Source organism: Tardiphaga sp. (genome assembly GCF_041424195.1).
Classification (GTDB): domain Bacteria; phylum Pseudomonadota; class Alphaproteobacteria; order Rhizobiales; family Xanthobacteraceae; genus Tardiphaga.
On the sequence record NZ_JBGMOE010000190.1, the window covers coordinates 145043 to 162318 of the forward strand.

The window sequence follows — 17276 nt, forward strand, 5'->3', positions numbered from 1 at the left end:
AATTGGTGAGCGCGACGCTGCGCGCCTTTGCCCACCCTGCAGCAAGCTATGATCGCTGTGCTGGTGGCGTCAGGCGTGCCCGGCCTCGGCCGACAACATGCCCGGCGCTATCCCGATTTTCTGCAGAGCCCGGATGTACTTCTCCTCGACATCGCCGCCGAAGATGAGATCCTCATCAGCCGCGCAATGCAGCCAGCCATTGCCCTGGATTTCGTCTTCCAACTGACCCGGCGCCCAGCCGGCATAGCCCAGCGCGAGGATCGCGTGCTTGGGTCCATCACCACTGGCGATGGCGCGCAAGATATCCACGGTCGCCGTCAGGCAGACGCCATCGTCGATCGGCAGAGTCGCATCCTTGATGAAGAAATCGCTGGAATGCAGCACGAAACCGCGGCCGGTCTCGACCGGACCGCCCTTCAGCACTTTCATGCTTTCGGCGCTTTCCGGGAGCCTGATGTCGTCGGACTTTTCGATGATATCCAATTGAACCAGCAATTCCGGGAAATCGATGCTCCCCGCGGGCCGGTTCACGATGATGCCCATGGCACCTTCCGACGAATGCGCACAGACATAAATCACTGAACGGGCGAAGCGCTCGTCTTCCATCACAGGCATCGCAATCAGCAACTGCCCGTCGAGGTAGTTGCCGGTGTCGCCGACGCTGGATTTCGCGCGGCTTTTCCGCGGTCGCTTGCGAGTGGGTTCCATTAGCAAACCGCTCTCATTTACTTGCTCATCCTGATATTGGGTGTGGGTTCTGTCAATCAACCTTCCGCAACTCACGAAAACCGGATCACAAGCAGTTCAGTAGCTTAAGACAGGTTTGGCTTTATGACAGGCTCACCCTGTAAGGACGCCCGATGACCACATCTGTTCCGCATCACATTGTCGCTGTCTGCGCCGCGGGCCTGCTCCTGACATGCAGCGCGCAGGCGCAGGACACCTCACCTTGGCAGCAAGACAGTCATTCGCAGATCAGGCTTGTGGCAGGCTCGCGTAGCGGTCCGGTCATGCTGGGCGGTATCGCGATCCAGCTGCAGCCCGGCTGGCACACGTATTGGCGCACTCCCGGCGATTCCGGGGTACCGCCACGCTTCGATTTCTCCAAGTCGGACAATCTGGATACCGTCACCATCCTCTGGCCGGCGCCGAAAAAGTTCGAGGACGGGGCCGGTGGCCTCTCGCTGGGCTATGTAAAACAGGTGCTGCTGCCGATGCGGATCATCGCCAAGGACCCAGGCAAGCCGGTGATTCTCCGTGCGGCGATCAATTACGCGGTCTGCGACAAGCTCTGCATCCCGGTCGAAGCCAATGCCGAGCTCGCTTTTACCAGCGTGGCCAGCACCGAAGACGGCGCCCTGACTGCGGCGCTGGATACGGTGCCGAAGCCGGCAACCATGGGCCACGCCAATCCGCTCACGGTCCGCGACATCAAGCGCGAGGGCAAAAATGTGGTCGTCGACGTCGTTGCGCCCGAAGGCAGCGAGCCCAACCTGTTCGTCGAGGGCCCGACGCCGGAATGGGCGCTGCCGGTCCCCAAACTCGAGGCCAACAGCCCACCGGGCGTGAAGCGCTTCAGCTTCGAACTCGATGGCGTGCCGCCCGGCGCCACGACCGATGGCGCGGCCCTTAAACTGACTCTGGTCGGCAACGACCGCGCCTACGAATTCAACGTCAGCCTGCCCTGACACGGCGGGCGTGTAACCTGCTCGGCGCAACCTGCGCACCTCCATCCAACCGGATGTTAACGACTACTTGCTACGCCAGACCACTGCCGCGCGTCTGCGGCTGAGGACCTTGTCGTGGCCGTGATGGACGCAAACTCCGCACACGCAACCCAGCCCGCCAGCCTCAAGGCGAGGCTGCGCGCGCTGTTCACCGGTTCAGGCGATGCCTCACTGACACGCCGCCTCGCCGGCACCATCTTCCTCATCCGCGTCATCTCGGCCGGCCTCGCTTACTTCTCGCAGATCCTGCTGGCGCGCTGGATGGGTACGTCGGATTACGGCATCTATGTCTATGTCTGGACCTGGGTTTTGCTCCTCGGCTCGATGATGGATTTCGGCATCGCCGCCTCAGCCCAGAAGATCATCCCGGAGTATCGCGCCAGGGGCGACCACGCGCGGCTGCGCGGCTTTCTCTCAGGCAGCCGCTGGATGACCGGCATCGTCTCGGTGATCGTCTCGCTGCTGCTCGCGGGCCTCGTCAAACTCATCTCGCCATGGATCGATGCCGACACCGTGGTGCCGCTCTATCTCGGCTGCCTGACGCTGCCGGCCTTCGTCGTCGCCAACACGCAGGATGGCATTGCGCGCTCGCATGACTGGATGCGTCTCGGTCTGATGCCGCAATTCATTGTTCGTCAGGCGCTCATCATCGGCTTCACCGCCGGCGCATTCACGCTCGGCTTCAGGCTCGGCGCCACCATCGCGATGCTGGCGAGCGTCGCAGCGGTGTGGGTCGCAATGATCGGCCAGATGATCGTGCTCAACCGCCGGCTTCACACGCATATCGAACCTGGCCCGAAAGCGTATGACTATCGCGGCTGGCTTGCGGTGTCGTTGCCGATCCTGCTGGTCGAGAGCTTCTATCTGCTGCTGTCCTATACCGATGTGCTGGTGCTGCAGCAGTTCGTCTCATCGGACGAGGTCGGCGTGTACTTCGCTGTGGTGAAGACCCTGGCGCTGGTGTCGTTCATTCACTACGCGATGTCGGCGACAACGGCGCATCGCTTCACCGAATATCACGCCGCTGGCGACAAGGACCGCCTCGCGGCCTATGTGACGCATGCCATCAAGTGGACGTTCTGGCCGTCGCTCGCGGCCACGCTGATCCTGCTTGCTCTGGGCAAGCCGCTGCTCTGGCTGTTCGGCCCGCAATTCACCAGCGGCTACGACATCATGTTCATCGCCGCCATCGGCCTCGTGGTGCGCGCCGCCATCGGTCCGGTGGAGCGGCTGCTCAACATGCTCGGCCATCAGCACATTTGCGCCGTGGCCTACGCGTCGGCCTTCGTCATGAATCTGGTTCTATGTCTCGTGCTGGTGCCGAAATTCGGCGGTCATGGCGCCGCCGCAGCAACCTCGATCGCGCTGACATTCGAGACGATCCTGCTGTTCTGGATCGTGCGACAGCGGCTTGGACTGCACGTACTCGCCTTCGGGAAACAAGGCGCCTGACGACCTCCCCCTGCAAGGCAGGAGGAGGTCAGGAAGCAAACCTACTCCGCGGTCCAGCCGCCATCGATCGACAGGTTGGTCCCGGTGATCTGTGCGGCATCGTCACCGCACAGGAACAGCGCCAATGCCGCAACCTGCTCGGACGTCACGAATTCCTTCGTCGGCTGGGCAGCCAGCAGCACGTCGTTGATGACCTGCTCTTTGGTCAGTCCGCGCGCCTTCATGGTGTCGGGGATCTGCTTTTCCACCAGCGGGGTCCAGACATAGCCAGGCGAGATGCAATTACAGGTGATCTTGTGGGTAGCCACTTCCAACGCCACCGTCTTGGTCAGGCCGGCAATGCCGTGCTTGGCGGAGACATAGGCCGACTTGAATGGCGAGGCGACCAGCGAATGCGCCGATGCGGTATTGATGATGCGGCCCCAGCCGCGCTTCTTCATACCGGGCACAGCGGCCCGGATGCCGTGGAATGCGGACGAAAGATTGATCGCGATGATCGCATCCCATTTCTCGATCGGGAATTCCTCGATCGGCGACACGAACTGGATGCCCGCATTGTTGACGAGAATATCGACCGATCCATAGGTCCTCTCGCCGAGCGCGATCATGTCGGCAATTTCGGCCGGCTTGGTCATATCGGCCGCTGAATGGATCGCCTTGACCTTGAAATCGCTCTCGATCGCCGCGCGTTCCTTCTCGATGTCAGCAGGCGCGCCCATGCCGTTGATCACGATATTGGCGCCTGCGCTTGCGAAAGCGCGCGCATAAGCGAGGCCAATGCCGCTGGTCGAACCGGTGACGACGGCGGTCTTGCCTGTGAGATTAGCCATTACTTGCTCCTGTTGGACGTCAACTGCTGCGGAAGATCATTGTAATCGTCGGCGGTGAGGGCGTATGTCACCATCGATTCATCGGATTGCGGCCGCTCGAACCAATCCTTGTGGCGCATGGAGAGGAATACGTCGCGCTCGCCGGCGCCCCAATGTTCGACCATGCCGATGCGCGAGAAATTGTAGTCCTTCGACGACGACTCGTAATTCTTGCTCGTATAGATCAGATGCACCACCGTGACGGTATTTTCCTTCGCGGCTTCCGACAACAGCGCCACGCCGGCATCCTGTTTCAGTTCTGCCGGCAATTTACCAATCAGGTCACGCAGCGCTTTGCGGATGTTATGGATCTTCTTGTTCTTGTCGGTATTCATGCGGGTGCGGCTGGAATAGCGAATGTCCTTTTCGCGTTCCTGCGCTTCGAGGATCGACTGCGGCAATGGCCCGCGCGCGCTGAACAGATCGACCTGAAAGATCAGCAGATCGCTGGTGACGTCATCCAGTACGAAATCCAGCGGTGTGTTGGAGGCGATGCCGCCATCCCAGAAATGCTCGCCATCGATCACGATCGACGGAAAGCCCGGCGGCAGCGCGCCGGAGGCCATGATGTGTTCGGGCTCGATCTTCTTGCCAAGTTTCTTGAACAGCGTGTTGTCGAAATAGGTGAAATTGCCGGTCGTGACACTCACGGCGCCGACGCTCAGCCGGGTCTTGCAATCGTTGAGACGATCAAAGTCGACCAGCCGTTCCAGCGTCGCCTTCAGCGGCGCGGTGTCGTAAAAGCTCTGCGACTGCGGACTGCCCGGCGGCCAGAGCGGCGCAGGCGGAATGCGCGGCACGAAAAAGCCTGGCACGCCGAATGTGGCAATGACAGCGGCGCCTGCCTCGTAGAAATAAGAGCGCGCGCGGTCATCCGTCAGCAGCGGGCTCCAGGGCACCGGCGATGCCGCCATCTCCCAGAATTCTTTGAGCTTGCCGATCCGCTTGTCGCGCTCGTTGCCCGCGATGATCGCCGCGTTGATGGCACCGATGGAGATGCCAGCGACCCATTCCGGCTCGAAATCGTGATGGCACAGCGCTTCATAGGCGCCGGCCTGATAGGAGCCAAGCGCGCCGCCGCCCTGCAGAACCAGCACACGCCTGGCTTCAGCAGGCTTGCTGGTAGCGCTGGATTGAGGCTGATCGGACATACCCATGGGACCACTCGATCATATCGGCGACGGTAACCGTACCGTGGCGTTCCCGTGCCGCGGCGTCAATCACAGATGGCGCAGCGCACCATCACGCTTCGGCTATCCTGAAAGGCTATTTGGAATCCGTCGAAGCCAGAATCATGGTCCAGAACACCTTATATTTGGTGTTGGGAGCATAGATCGCCGCGATGCCCAGTTTTGTGACACCGGACTTCAGCATATTGGCCCGATGGGGGGGCGAATCCCGCCACCCCGAAAAGGCCTCGGCCATGGTGTGATAGCCGGCCGAGACGTTCTCGACCGCCAAGGTCGCCGGATAGCCGCCGGCATTCAGACGCTTGGCCAACGGTGCCTTGACGTCGTGGTCGAGCTTGTTCTTTTTCGCCATGGCGGTGGACTGGTCTTCCGCCAGCGCCATCAATGCGGGATCGACCACAACCGGCCCGAGGCCGTTGTTCTGCCGGTACAGCGAGATCATGGAGGCCGCGGCAACAGGATCGAGCTTGGCGCCGCCATTGGCCATGCTGAGATACATAGTGGGCTGGTCCGGCACGGTATCGACGGTCCCCGCGCACCCTGCCAGTAACAGAAATCCCAGACTGGCCAGAGCCACCCGCTTCATCGGCAATCCCCCAAATCAAGGGGCCGTTGTTGCACACCAACCGTGGCTGAAAGGTGAACAGGCAGCGCTTTTAGGCAGCCCTGTCATTCCTGCCCGGCAAAGATCCGGTAGCGCCGTGGCTGCAGGCTGATTGCATCACCCGTGCTGAGCGGGCGGTCCCGCGGGGCATCGATTTCCACCAGCGTATCGTCGCCGGACAGGGCGATATCGGCGCGCTGGATCGGGCCGAAGGTGCGGACGCGGCGCACGGTGCCTTCGAGGGCCCCCTCGCCGACCGGACCGATCTGCATGTCGTGACGACGAACAAACAGCTTGGAGGGACCGACGGCACCACCCGCGTCGATGTTGAGCGGGCGATGGCCGAGCCTCACCTGGCCGCCATTTACATCGACCGGAAGCACGATCGATTCACCTATGAATGAGTGCACGAAAGCCGTCGCCGGATTATCGTAAACGTCGCCAGGCGTACCGATCTGTTCGATCTTGCCCTTGTCCATCACCACCACGCGGTTGGCGACTTCGAGCGCCTCCTCCTGGTCATGCGTGACAAAGATCGAGGTGACGTGGATCTCCTCGTGGAGCGTACGCAGCCACTGGCGCAATTCCTTGCGTACCTTGGCATCGAGGGCGCCAAACGGCTCGTCGAGCAGCAGAATGCGCGGCTCGATGGCGAGCGCGCGCGCCAGCGCAATACGCTGCCGCTGGCCGCCCGAGAGCTGACTCGGATAGCGATTGGCGAGCCAGTCAAGCTGCACGAGATCGAGAAGCTCCTTCACCCGTGCGCGGATCTGCGCTTCGCTCTTGCGCACGGCGCGCGGCTGCACGCGAAGGCCGAAGGCGACATTCTCGAACACGCTCATATGGCGGAACAGCGCATAGTGCTGGAATACGAAACCGACATGACGCTCGCCGGCGCCGCGCGCCAATGCGTTCTCGCCGTCGAACGAGACTTCGCCGGCATCCGGCCAGTCAAGCCCTGCGATAATGCGCAGCAACGACGTCTTGCCGGAACCCGACGGTCCGAGCAACGCAAGCAACTCACCATCCGCGACCCGGAGGTCGACATTATCCAGCGCCTTGAAGGCACCGTACTGCTTTACGATATTCCGAACTTCAATCGTCACGGGGCGGCTGTCCTTCTTCGATCTGGCCTTCGAGGATGGTCTTTGCGATCAGCGTCAAGAGCGCCAGCAGAGCCAGCAGTGACGCGATCGCGAAAGACGCCACCAGTTGATATTCATTATACAGGATTTCCACCAGCAGCGGCATGGTGTTGGTCTCGCCGCGAATGTGACCCGACACCACCGAAACCGCGCCAAACTCACCCATGGCGCGCGCATTACACAGCAGCACGCCGTAGAGCAGGCCCCATTTGATATTGGGCAGCGTCACCACGATAAAGGTGCGCCAGCCGCTCGCCCCCAGCGAGATCGCCGCCTCTTCCTCCTGCGATCCCTGTTCCTGCATCAGCGGGATCAATTCCCGGGCGACGAACGGGAAGGTGACGAAGGTGGTCGCCAGCACGATCGCCGGTACGGCAAACAGAATGTTGATGCCATGCGACATCAGCCATGGCCCGAAGAAACCCTGCGCACCGAACAGCAGCACGAAAACCAGACCGGAGATAACGGGGCTGACGGAGAATGGCAGGTCGATCAGGGTGACCAGCAAGGTCTTGCCCCTGAATTCGAATTTGGCCACCGCCCAGGCGGCGGCAACGCCGAATACCAGATTGAGGCTGACCGAGATCACCGCCGTGATCAGCGTCAGCCAGATGGCTGCGAGCGCCTCGGAATCTGCCAGAGCCGACAGATAGAACCCGACGCCCTTGGACAAGGCCTCCGAGAACACCAGAATCAGCGGCAACACGACGAAGACCGTCAGGAACGTCACCGCAACGCCAATAATGATCCCGCGCACGAGCCATGGTTCGGTATGCGGATCATGTCGTGCCACTGACTGGGCGCGCTCCACGGTGACTGGGGAATTGATAATTGTAATGGTCATGTCAGGTCAACTCACGGCCAGCGCGCGGGTCTGCGCCCAGCGCTGCAGCCGATTGAGCAGGAAGATGATGAGGAACGAGACGACCAGCATCACCACTGCGATCGCCGTCGCATCGGCATAGCGGAATTCCGACAGCCGGATGACAATCAGGAGCGGCGCGATCTCCGACACATTCGGAAGATTGCCGGCGATGAAGATGACGGAGCCATATTCACCGACAGCGCGGGCGAACGCCAGAGCGAACCCGGTGAGAATGGCCGGCGTCAGGCTGGGAATGATGACGCGGGTGATGGTCTGCCAGCGAGACGCACCGAGACAGAGGGCAGCCTCTTCGATTTCGACATCGAGATCGATGAGGACGGGTTGCACCGTCCGCACCACGAACGGAATACCGATGAAAACCATTGCCAGAAAAATACCGAGGGGCGTGAACGCCACCTTGATGCCGAGCGACGCGAGCGGCGCGCCGAGCCATCCGTTCTGCGCAAACAACGTCGTGAGCGCGATGCCGGCAACTGCGGTCGGCAAAGCGAACGGGATATCGACGATGGCATCAAACAACCGGCGACCGGGAAAGCGGTAGCGCACCAGTGCCCAGACGATAACCAGGCCAGCGACCAGATTGACCAGCGCAGCCGCGAAGGCCAATCCGAATGAGATCTTGAGCGCGTGTAGCGTGCGGTTGCTGGTGACGGTGTCGATGAATTGCGCGAGGCTGAGATCCATCGTCTTGACGAACAATCCGGCTAGCGGAATCAGGATCAAGAGCGACAGCCATGTCAGGGTCAGGCCCATGCTCAGGCCGAACCCCGGCAACGCACTTCGTTTAGGTGCCGCGCTCACAATGTCCCCTTGCTTTGATAAAAGCCTCAGGCCGGCGTGCCGGCCCGAGTGTTTCGCTGCGAACGGTCAGTTCTTGTAAATCTTGTCGAACACGCCGCCATCGGCAAAGTGCTCGCTCTGCGCCTTGGTCCAACCTCCGAAAACGTCGTCAATCGTGAACAGATCAACCTTGGCGAAGGATGCCTCGTGCTTTTTAGCAATATCGGCGTCACGCGGGCGGTAAAAATTGCGCGCGGCGATCTCCTGACCTTCCTTGGTGTACCAGTATTTCAGATAGGCCTCGGCGGCAGCCTTGGTGCCCTTTTTATCGGTAACGGTATCCACAACGGCGACCGGGGGCTCGGCCAGAATTGAAAGCGACGGAGCCACGATCTCGAACTTGTCCTTGCCGAATTCCTGAAGTGCGAGATAGGCCTCGTTCTCCCAGGCCAGCAGCACGTCGCCAACGCCGCGCTGGACGAATGTGATGGTCGAACCGCGCGCGCCCGTGTCGAGAACCGGAACGTTCTTGAAGATATTGCCGACGAATTCCTTCGCCTTGTCCTGCGATCCGTATTTCTTCAGCGCGTAGCCCCAGGCGCCGAGATAGTTCCAGCGCGCGCCGCCCGAGGTCTTCGGATTCGGGGTGATGACGCTGACGCCGCTCTTGATCAGATCGTCCCAGTCCTTGATGCCCTTAGGGTTACCCTTGCGCACGAGGAACACGATGGTCGATGTATAGGGCGACGAATTCTGCGCCAGACGCTTCTGCCAGTCCTTGGCCAGCAAGCCCTTGTTCGCGATGGCGTCGATGTCATAGGCGAGCGCGAGCGTGACCACATCGGCCTGCAGGCCATCGATCACAGAGCGCGCCTGCGCGCCCGAGCCGCCATGCGACTGCTTGATCTCGATGCTCTTGCCGGTTTCCTTCTGATAGGACGCCGCGAAGGACTTGTTGAAATCGACATAGAGCTCGCGCGTCGGGTCGTACGACACGTTAAGCAGCGAAACATCTGCCGCGTGCGCCGATGTTGCAATTAAGAGACCCGCAATGACGGGAAGAATACGACGGACCATTTTGATCTCCATCCAACCTGACAACACGATCGTTATGAGGTCGGGGCAAAATCTTGAAGAAGCACCGCCAAGTCAACGAAACCAGTTTCCAATGTTGGCGGCATGACGGCAGCAATGTGCTATGAATATGCCTTCGTACGGATACCGTATCGCGAGCCAGCAATTTGTCATCACCTAACGGCGCGAGAGCCGTTGGAATGCGGCGAATTAGCGCGCGCTCTCCGAATGCCGCAATTGCATGCGCTGATGCAATGCCGTGATGCGACCGTCACCGGTCGGTTGATAAAACACCGAATACCGCTTCACAGTTGCCGCGAAGGCTTCCGCGTCGGCATCCTTCTTCACCTCGAACGAATCGAATCCGGCGCGCAGCATGATCACGAACTGGTCACGCAGCACCTGTCCCGTGGCACGCAATTCACCCTTGAACTTGTAACGCTCGCGTAACAGGCGCGCCTGGCTGTAGGCGCGGCCGTCGCGGAACGTCGGGAAAACCAGCGCGACGACGGCGAGCTTGCCGATCCAGGGCAGCAGGTCCTCGGGATCCCGGTTGTTCGGCCAAATCACGCCGGTCGGGCTGTTGCGCGCGACCAGCGCTTCAGGATCGGCAAGGAACCGCGCAGCCGGAATCAGCGCCGGACCTTCGATCGGAATTTCGCTGTCGTCGGCCACGTGGGTGTAGCTGTCGGCAACAATCTTGCCTTGCTTAACGAGTGGCATAAACGCGCTCCTTGAACGGCTCGACGCCGAGGCGTTCGACAGTCTGGACAAACAATTCGTCCGGCCGGGCACGCAGTGCCAGATAGGCCTCGACGATATCCTCAATGACGTCAGCGACCTCGGCAAAAGGCACTGCCGGCCCGATCAGCGTACCGACCACGGCATGCTCGTCGGCACGGCCGCCGATCGTGATCTGGAAGAATTCCTCGCCATTCTTTTCCACGCCGAGAATGCCGATATGGCCGACATGGTGATGACCGCAGGCATTGATGCAGCCGGAGATGTTGATATGCAGCCGGCCGATCAGCTCGGCGAGATCGTGATTGGCAAAGCGTCGCGTCAGCTCCTGCGCGATCGGGATCGAACGCGTATTGGCCAGCGAGCAGTAGTCGAGGCCAGGGCATGCGATGATGTCCGTAACCAGATTCACGTTCGGCGTCGCAAGACCGAGCTTGTCGAGCTGCCGCCACAGCGCCGGCAGGTCGCGCTTGGCAACATTGGGCAGCGCGAGGTTCTGCTCATGGCCAACGCGGATTTCGCCGAAGGAATATTTGTCGGCGAGATCGGCGACCGCATCCATCTGGTCGGCCGTGGCATCGCCAGGAGGTCCGCCTACCGGCTTCAACGATAGCGTGACGATGGCGTACCCGGTCCGCTGATGCGGTGCGACCGAGTTATTGAGCCAGCGCGCAAAATGCGGATCAGCGGAGGCCGCCGTCAGCTCATCCGGCGTATCGGAAAGCGTCTGATAATGCGGATAGCTGAAGCGCGAGCGAATATCCTCGACAACCTCGTTGTCCAGCGCCAGCGCGCTGTCGCGCGTCGCCAGCCATTCGTCCTCGACCTCGGCTGCGAATTTCTCGATGCCGAGTTCGTGGACGAGAATCTTGATGCGCGCCTTGTAGATGTTATCGCGGCGGCCGTACTGGTTGTAGACGCGCAGGATGGACTCGACATAGCTCAGAATGTCGCGGCCGTGCACGAACGGCTTGATCACCTTGCCGATGAACGGCGTGCGGCCGAGGCCACCGCCGACCAGCACTTCGAAGCCGGTCTCCCCGGCCCCGTTCTTGTGAATCCGCAGCCCGATGTCATGCACCTTGATCGCCGCGCGATCATGGGCCGACGCCGTGATCGCAATCTTGAACTTACGCGGCAGGAACGAGAACTCCGGATGCATGGTCGAATACTGCCGCAGCAATTCCGCCCAGATTCGTGGATCCTCAATCTCGCCCGGCGCAACGCCGGCCCATTGGTCGGTGGTGACATTGCGCATGCAATTGCCCGAGGTCTGCATGGCGTGGATGCCGACCGAAGCGAGATCTTCCAGCGCATCCGGCAGATCGGCGAGCTTGATCCAGTTGAACTGGATGTTCTGCCGCGTAGTGAAGTGGCCATAGCCGCGGTCATAGCGTCGCGCCACATGGGCCATCTTGCGCAGTTGCGGCGATGACAGCGTGCCATAGGGAATGGCGACGCGGAACATATAGGCGTGAAGCTGAAGATAGACGCCGTTCATCAACCGCAGCATCTTGAACTCGTCTTCGGTGAGTTCACCTGCGAGACGGCGCTTCACCTGATCGCGGAATTCCGAGACACGCTCGTTGATCAGCGTGCGATCGATTTCATCATAAGCATACATAGTTCGGGTGCCTTAAGCCGAGGCCGGAAGATCGATGGTGACGCCCTTGCGGCGAATCTGTTCACGGAGGTTGCCGGGCTCGACCGTGCCGTTGTCGTTCACGGCGACCGGCGCGATATAGGGACCGATGGCGCCAACGTCATCGGCTGCAGATTCGGCGAGCAACGCGCGCGCATCGTCGGCAGTGCGCACGATGGCTGCCTGCGCGAGATCTGTGGTCCAGCCGCGATGAGCATCGCGATAAATCACAACGCCGTCCCAGGTGCGATTAGCTGTCACCACGGACGGACCGGCGATCTTGATTTTCTGTTGCAGTGGAGAGGTCATTCGGCAGCCACCAATAAATCTGAAGCGAGTTTGTTGATCTGGACGGCCTGCCATGGCGCGGAATGCGCCACGACATCGCCAATGATGAGAATGGCCGGACCGCCGTCGATCTGCTCGACCAGCGCCGAGAGATTATCGAGCAAGCCGACTGCGGCCTGCGCATCCGATCGCGTCACGCGCGCGAACACACCGACAGGAGTTTGCGGCGAGCGCCCCGCCGCCAGCAGTCCAGACCGGATCGCGGGCGCAGCTGTCATGCCCATGTAAACAACGACGGTCATTTTCTCGTCGGTAAGCGTCGACCAATCGACCTGGTCGGCGTCCTTTTCCTTATGCGCCGTCAGGAAGGTGATGCGCAGCGCCTCACCGCGATAGGTCAGCGGCGTTTCGAACATGGCGGCGGCGCCAAGGCCTGCTGTGATGCCGGGAATGACGGAGTAGGCAACACCCGCTCCGCGCAGCGCTTCGATTTCCTCGCCACCGCGCCCGAAGACAAAGGGATCGCCGCCCTTCAAACGCACGACGCGTTGCCCGGCTTTCGCGGCTTCGATCAGCAATTTGTGAATCGCGTTCTGACCGATGCCGGGCTTGCCGACCCGGCGGCCCACCGGCACGCGGGACGCATCGCGGCGAATGCGGTCGAGCACTTCGGGCGACACCAGCTCGTCGTAGAACACGACGTCAGCATCCTGCAGCGCGCGGAGCGCCTTGATGGTGAGGAGATCCGGATCGCCGGGTCCGGCACCGACCAGCGTGACGTGACCTTCGACGACACCGGTTTCAGGCGCCCCCGCATAGCCCGACAGATCATTGATATCCGTCAGTGCCTTCGCGGCCTCGGCGCCCTTGCCGGCAAGCACCAGAGCTCCGATCGGCCCATCGACGATACGCTCCCAGAACCGGCGGCGCAGCAGCCCATCGGAAATCTTCGCATTGATCGGCTTGCGCCAGCGGCCGATGAAACCTGCGAGGTCGCCGATCCGCGCCGGCAGTATCGCCTCGATCTTTTCACGCACACGCCGCGCCACAACCGGCGACGAACCGCCCGTGCCGACGGCGACGACCACATCACCGCGATCGACGATGGCCGGAAAGATGAAAGTGGAGTGCGCGAGTTCGTCCATCACATTGACAGGCACGCCCGCTGCCCTGGCGCGAGCCGCCACGGCATGACCGACTTCACCGGCGCCGGCGCACAGCACGGCGATCACCCCGGTCAGGTCGGCGGTCAGTGGATCACCGTCGGCATGCTCGATCCGCGCCACGCCGCCGGCATCGAGACCGGACGTGCCGCGATTGCCATCCGTCGCATACCAGCGAATCCGTGCGCCAGCCGCCAGCAGCAGCCGCAACTTGGCGCGCACGAACTCGCCCTGACCGATCAGAAGGATCGGCCCGGTCTGCAGATCGAGGAACACAGGCAAAAAGCGCATCCACACTCCGCTGCCCCGAAGTTCGGGATTGACTGGAATTATATTCTATATATCCCTTGAATAGACTGAGCAAAGAGAAGATTTTTTCTTCTTTAGTCCGTTCTAATTGTAGAATTTTTACCCTCGAACACCAAGCACCGTAGATGCTTCTTCTTGAAGACGGTCTAGCCACGCGGAAGCTGCCCATCGCATCGCCTGCGCCCGTCTCCATTGCAGAGCAAATTCCGGACCGCTGGCCGGGCAAAACGCCGCAGCGTCGGCCATCAACAATCCTGCCGACCGACATCTGATCCACTCATAGGGGACCTGCCTTGAACCGCTTCATCATCGCCCTGATCACCGGACTTGGTGCGCTCACCACCGGTATCGTCTCGACCGCACAGGCACAGACGCCAACCACATTGCTCAATGTCTCCTATGACATCTCGCGCGAGCTCTATGCCGAGATCAACACTGCTTTCGCCAAGCAGTGGAAGGCCAAGACCGGCCAGGACGTCACCATCAATCAGTCGCATAATGGCTCGTCGCGCCAGGCGCGTTCGATCCTCGAAGGCCTTGAGGCCGACGTAGTGACCTTCAACCAGGTCACTGACGTGCAGGTGCTGTATGATCGCGGCAAGCTCATCCCGCCCGATTGGGCCAAGCGGCTGCCGAACAATTCCTCGCCCTATTATTCGCTACCGGCCTTCCTGGTGCGCGCCGGCAATCCAAAGGGCATCAAGGACTGGGACGATCTGGTGAAACCGGGTGTACAAGTGATCTTCCCGAACCCGAAGACCTCTGGCAATGCGCGCTACACCTATCTGGCCGCCTACGCCTTCGCGAAGAACAAGTATGGCGCCGACAAGGCCGACGACTTCATCAAGAAGCTGTTCGCCAATGTCCCGGTATTCGACACCGGCGGCCGTGCCGCGACCACGACCTTTGTCGAGCGCGGCACAGGCGACGTATTGATTACCTTCGAGGCGGAAACCTCGTCGATCCGCGATATTGCCGGCAAGGACAAGTATCAAGTCGTCGTACCGCCGACCAGCGTGCTCGCCGAGTTCCCCGTCACTGTGGTCGACAAATATGCCGACAAGCACGGTACGAAAGCGCTCGCCACCGCCTATCTCGAATTCCTGTATTCGCCGGAAGGCCAAGACATCGAGGCCAAGGGCTATAACCGCGTCACCGATGCAAGCGTGATGGCGAAGTACAAGGACAAGTTCGCCGAGGTGAAGCTCTACCGCGTCGAGGATGAGTTTGGCGGCTGGGACAAGCTCAACACCGAACATCTCAATGCCGGCGCGAAGCTGGATCAATTGTTCGGCGGGAAGTGAGGCGCCCGGCGCCACACTTCGCCTGTCGTCGCCCGGTCAAGCCGGGCGACGACAGCAACCTTTTCCAGGAGCCGCGCCAAACGCCAGCCTCATCCTGAGGAGCCGCGCTTTGCGCGGCGTCTCGAAGGATGGCGGCCCGCTCCGGACCACGCCAGCTCATGGTTCGAGACGTCGCCGAAGAGGCGCCTCCTCACCATGAGGACGGAGTGTAGGCGCCCCGCATTCCTTTTCCGCGTAAATCGTCTATGAGAGCCCCCAGCGGCTTCACACACGGATCCATCCGCCTTGCGACGTAGCGTCATTCCAGGTTTCGGGCTCTCGCTCGGCATCACCGTCCTGTATCTCGGGGCGATCGTGCTGCTGCCGCTGTGTGCGCTGATCCTGAAAGCCTCGGATGTCGGGCTCGCGCAGTTATGGGGCATCCTGTCGTCGCCGCGCACGCTGTCGGCGATCCGCGTCACCGTGACAATGGCGCTGGCCGCCACGCTGTTCAATGCGATCTACGGCCTGCTGCTCGCCTGGGTGCTGGCGCGCTATGAGTTTCCCGGCAAGCGCATTCTCGATGCGCTGGTCGATGTCCCCTTTGCACTGCCTACCGCAGTGGCCGGTCTCGCACTGACTGCACTGTTCTCGAAGAACGGCTGGCTCGGCGGACCGCTCGATGCGCTCGGCATTCAGGTCGCCTATGCTCCGCTGGGCATCGCCATCGCCATGGCCTTCACCAGCGTTCCCTTCGTGGTCCGTACAGTGCAGCCGGTGATCGAGGACCTCGGCTCCGACGTCGAGGAAGCAGGCCGCTCGCTTGGCGCCAATGATCTGCAGATCCTCTGGCGCGTGATCTTTCCCGCGATCTTCCCGGCCTTCCTCGCCGGCTGCTCGCTGTCATTCGCGCGCAGCCTCGGCGAATTCGGCGCCGTGATCTTCATCGCCGGCAACCAGCCGATGAAAACCGAGATCGTTGCTCTGCTCACTTACATCCGGCTCGAGGAATACAATTACGAGGCCGCCGCCGCGATCGCCGTGGTGATGCTGGCAATGGCCTTTGCGATGCTGATCATCACCAATGCCGTACAGGCCTGGAACCTGCGCTATCTCGGCCGGGGAGACGCGTAATGCCGCGCCCCACCAGTGAACGCGCCCATACCGAATGGATGGTAACGCCCGTCGGCGCCGGCCCGGTGATGCGCCGCGTGGTGCTCGGCGTCGTCGCAGTGCTGACGCTCCTGTTCCTGATAGCGCCATTGGCGCTGATCTTCAGTTCCGCGCTGTCGCAGGGCGTCGGTGCATTTTTCAATAGCCTCACCGAGCCCGGCACCCAGCACGCGATCCTGCTGACAGTGATCACTGCGCTCATCGCTGTCCCGATCAATGTCGTCTTCGGTCTGGCGGCCGCATGGACGGTGACGAAATTCGAATTTCCGGGTCGCACCCTGCTGATCTCACTGATCGAGCTGCCCTACTCGATCTCGCCCATCGTCGCCGGCGTCGCCTATCTGTTCGTCTATGGCACGCAGGGCCTGTTCGGCCCGATTATCGAAATCCTCGGCATCAAGGTGATGTTCGCGCTGCCGGCCATCGTGCTGGCCAGCATGTTCGTGACCGCGCCGTTCGTGGCCCGCGAGCTGATCCCGTTGATGCAGGTGCAGGGCACCGACGAGGAAGAAGCAGCCGTCACGCTCGGCGCGTCTGGCTTTGCGACCTTCCTGCGCGTCACGCTACCGAATGTGCGCTGGGCCGTTCTCTATGGCGCTATTCTGTGCAATGCGCGCGTGATGGGCGAATTCGGCGCGGTGTCCGTTGTGTCCGGCAATGTCCGCGGCCAGACCACGACGCTCCCCCTGCAGATCGAACTTCTGTATCAGGACTACAACGTCGCAGGCGCCTTCGCCGCGGCGACGGTGCTGACCGCCGTGGCGCTGCTCACCATCGTGATCAAACTGGCGCTGGAACGCCTCTCGCCAGACCACGCACAGGCCGCGGCCCGGCCGCCCGGCCACTGATCCCTTTAGGGGACTTCTCACCGGGTAGCCTTGGCGCTAAAAGGTCCCATGGGCGCCGCGGTTTGGCGCCGTTTATGCTGATACTCCCTGAAAATAGAGCAG

The 17276-nt window shown here is 61.4% G+C and carries 17 protein-coding genes; 5 read left to right on the forward strand and 12 right to left on the reverse strand.

Features of this window, described 5'->3' with window-relative positions:
• Window positions 1–69 precede the first annotated feature (69 nt).
• Window positions 70–708 carry a YqgE/AlgH family protein gene (locus ACEK02_RS25760; RefSeq protein ID WP_371424333.1) on the reverse strand — a complete coding sequence of 213 codons (639 nt, stop codon included), beginning with the start codon at window positions 706–708 and terminating at the stop codon, window positions 70–72.
• Between the two features lie 152 nt (window positions 709–860).
• Between ACEK02_RS25760 and ACEK02_RS25765 the strand changes: the two genes are divergently transcribed.
• Together ACEK02_RS25765 and ACEK02_RS25770 are read left to right on the forward strand one after the other, a co-directional pair.
• The gene (locus ACEK02_RS25765; RefSeq protein WP_371424334.1) at window positions 861–1688 is read left to right on the forward strand and encodes a protein-disulfide reductase DsbD domain-containing protein; all 828 of its coding nucleotides are present in this window, start codon (window positions 861–863) and stop codon (window positions 1686–1688) included.
• 114 nt (window positions 1689–1802) lie between these two features.
• Window positions 1803–3179: a flippase gene (locus ACEK02_RS25770; RefSeq protein WP_371424335.1), complete on the forward strand. Its 1377-nt coding sequence runs from the start codon at window positions 1803–1805 to the stop codon at window positions 3177–3179.
• 41 nt (window positions 3180–3220) lie between these two features.
• On the opposite strand, the gene ACEK02_RS25775 is transcribed toward ACEK02_RS25770, so the two are convergent.
• The 11 genes from ACEK02_RS25775 to cysG form a co-directional block, all read right to left on the reverse strand.
• Window positions 3221–4009 (reverse strand): 3-hydroxybutyrate dehydrogenase, encoded by a 789-nt coding sequence (locus tag ACEK02_RS25775; RefSeq protein ID WP_371424336.1) that lies wholly within the window; start codon window positions 4007–4009, stop codon window positions 3221–3223.
• Window positions 4009–5199, reverse strand: coding sequence for a DUF3734 domain-containing protein (locus ACEK02_RS25780; RefSeq protein WP_371424418.1), 1191 nt, complete (start codon window positions 5197–5199; stop codon window positions 4009–4011). The genes ACEK02_RS25775 and ACEK02_RS25780 overlap by 1 nt, the downstream gene beginning before the upstream one ends.
• Window positions 5200–5314: 115 nt before the next feature.
• Entirely contained in the window at window positions 5315–5824 is a 510-nt protein-coding gene (locus ACEK02_RS25785; protein WP_371424337.1) for a CAP domain-containing protein, read from the reverse strand.
• Between the two features lie 83 nt (window positions 5825–5907).
• On the reverse strand, window positions 5908–6948 hold the full coding sequence (locus ACEK02_RS25790) for a sulfate/molybdate ABC transporter ATP-binding protein (protein ID WP_371424338.1): 1041 nt from the start codon (window positions 6946–6948) through the stop codon (window positions 5908–5910).
• Complete coding sequence (gene cysW / locus ACEK02_RS25795) at window positions 6938–7831, reverse strand: sulfate ABC transporter permease subunit CysW (protein ID WP_371424339.1); 894 nt, start codon at window positions 7829–7831, stop codon at window positions 6938–6940. Before cysW (ACEK02_RS25795) ends, ACEK02_RS25790 begins: the two co-directional genes overlap by 11 nt.
• 6 nt (window positions 7832–7837) lie before the next feature.
• Window positions 7838–8674: a sulfate ABC transporter permease subunit CysT gene (gene cysT, locus ACEK02_RS25800; protein WP_371424340.1), complete on the reverse strand. Its 837-nt coding sequence runs from the start codon at window positions 8672–8674 to the stop codon at window positions 7838–7840.
• A 66-nt stretch (window positions 8675–8740) separates the two neighbouring features.
• Window positions 8741–9730 carry a sulfate ABC transporter substrate-binding protein gene (locus tag ACEK02_RS25805; protein WP_371424341.1) on the reverse strand — a complete coding sequence of 330 codons (990 nt, stop codon included), beginning with the start codon at window positions 9728–9730 and terminating at the stop codon, window positions 8741–8743.
• A gap of 207 nt (window positions 9731–9937) precedes the next feature.
• Window positions 9938–10450, reverse strand: coding sequence for a DUF934 domain-containing protein (locus ACEK02_RS25810; protein WP_371424342.1), 513 nt, complete (start codon window positions 10448–10450; stop codon window positions 9938–9940).
• Entirely contained in the window at window positions 10437–12092 is a 1656-nt protein-coding gene (locus ACEK02_RS25815) for a nitrite/sulfite reductase (protein WP_371424343.1), read from the reverse strand. Before ACEK02_RS25815 ends, ACEK02_RS25810 begins: the two co-directional genes overlap by 14 nt.
• A 12-nt stretch (window positions 12093–12104) precedes the next feature.
• Window positions 12105–12419 (reverse strand): DUF2849 domain-containing protein, encoded by a 315-nt coding sequence (locus ACEK02_RS25820; RefSeq protein WP_371424344.1) that lies wholly within the window; start codon window positions 12417–12419, stop codon window positions 12105–12107.
• Window positions 12416–13852 carry a siroheme synthase CysG gene (cysG, locus tag ACEK02_RS25825; RefSeq protein WP_371424345.1) on the reverse strand — a complete coding sequence of 479 codons (1437 nt, stop codon included), beginning with the start codon at window positions 13850–13852 and terminating at the stop codon, window positions 12416–12418. The genes ACEK02_RS25820 and cysG overlap by 4 nt, the downstream gene beginning before the upstream one ends.
• Before the next feature lie 311 nt (window positions 13853–14163).
• On the opposite strand from cysG, the gene cysP reads away from it, so the two are divergent.
• The 3 genes from cysP to cysW (ACEK02_RS25840) all read left to right on the forward strand — a co-directional run bounded on the left by cysP (window position 14164) and on the right by cysW (ACEK02_RS25840) (window position 17174).
• Entirely contained in the window at window positions 14164–15174 is a 1011-nt protein-coding gene (cysP, locus tag ACEK02_RS25830) for a thiosulfate ABC transporter substrate-binding protein CysP (RefSeq protein ID WP_371424346.1), read from the forward strand.
• Window positions 15175–15459: 285 nt separating this feature from the next.
• The gene (gene cysT / locus ACEK02_RS25835; RefSeq protein WP_371424347.1) at window positions 15460–16287 is read left to right on the forward strand and encodes a sulfate ABC transporter permease subunit CysT; all 828 of its coding nucleotides are present in this window, start codon (window positions 15460–15462) and stop codon (window positions 16285–16287) included.
• Window positions 16287–17174 (forward strand): sulfate ABC transporter permease subunit CysW, encoded by an 888-nt coding sequence (gene cysW / locus ACEK02_RS25840; RefSeq protein WP_371424348.1) that lies wholly within the window; start codon window positions 16287–16289, stop codon window positions 17172–17174. The genes cysT (ACEK02_RS25835) and cysW (ACEK02_RS25840) overlap by 1 nt, the downstream gene beginning before the upstream one ends.
• Window positions 17175–17276 lie beyond the last annotated feature (102 nt).

Bases quoted from the DNA above. Each gene is read 5' to 3' on its own strand.
- cysG (WP_371424345.1), bottom strand. From the start codon at position 13,852: ATGCGCTTTTTGCCTGTGTTCCTCGATCTGCAGACCGGGCCGATCCTT.
- cysW (WP_371424348.1), top strand. From the start codon at position 16,287: ATGCCGCGCCCCACCAGTGAACGCGCCCATACCGAATGGATGGTAACG.
- ACEK02_RS25805 (WP_371424341.1), bottom strand. From the start codon at position 9,730: ATGGTCCGTCGTATTCTTCCCGTCATTGCGGGTCTCTTAATTGCAACA.
- cysW (WP_371424339.1), bottom strand. From the start codon at position 7,831: ATGACCATTACAATTATCAATTCCCCAGTCACCGTGGAGCGCGCCCAG.
- ACEK02_RS25760 (WP_371424333.1), bottom strand. From the start codon at position 708: ATGGAACCCACTCGCAAGCGACCGCGGAAAAGCCGCGCGAAATCCAGC.
- ACEK02_RS25780 (WP_371424418.1), bottom strand. From the start codon at position 5,199: ATGTCCGATCAGCCTCAATCCAGCGCTACCAGCAAGCCTGCTGAAGCC.
- ACEK02_RS25785 (WP_371424337.1), bottom strand. From the start codon at position 5,824: ATGAAGCGGGTGGCTCTGGCCAGTCTGGGATTTCTGTTACTGGCAGGG.
- ACEK02_RS25820 (WP_371424344.1), bottom strand. From the start codon at position 12,419: ATGACCTCTCCACTGCAACAGAAAATCAAGATCGCCGGTCCGTCCGTG.
- ACEK02_RS25810 (WP_371424342.1), bottom strand. From the start codon at position 10,450: ATGCCACTCGTTAAGCAAGGCAAGATTGTTGCCGACAGCTACACCCAC.
- ACEK02_RS25765 (WP_371424334.1), top strand. From the start codon at position 861: ATGACCACATCTGTTCCGCATCACATTGTCGCTGTCTGCGCCGCGGGC.
- ACEK02_RS25815 (WP_371424343.1), bottom strand. From the start codon at position 12,092: ATGTATGCTTATGATGAAATCGATCGCACGCTGATCAACGAGCGTGTC.
- ACEK02_RS25775 (WP_371424336.1), bottom strand. From the start codon at position 4,009: ATGGCTAATCTCACAGGCAAGACCGCCGTCGTCACCGGTTCGACCAGC.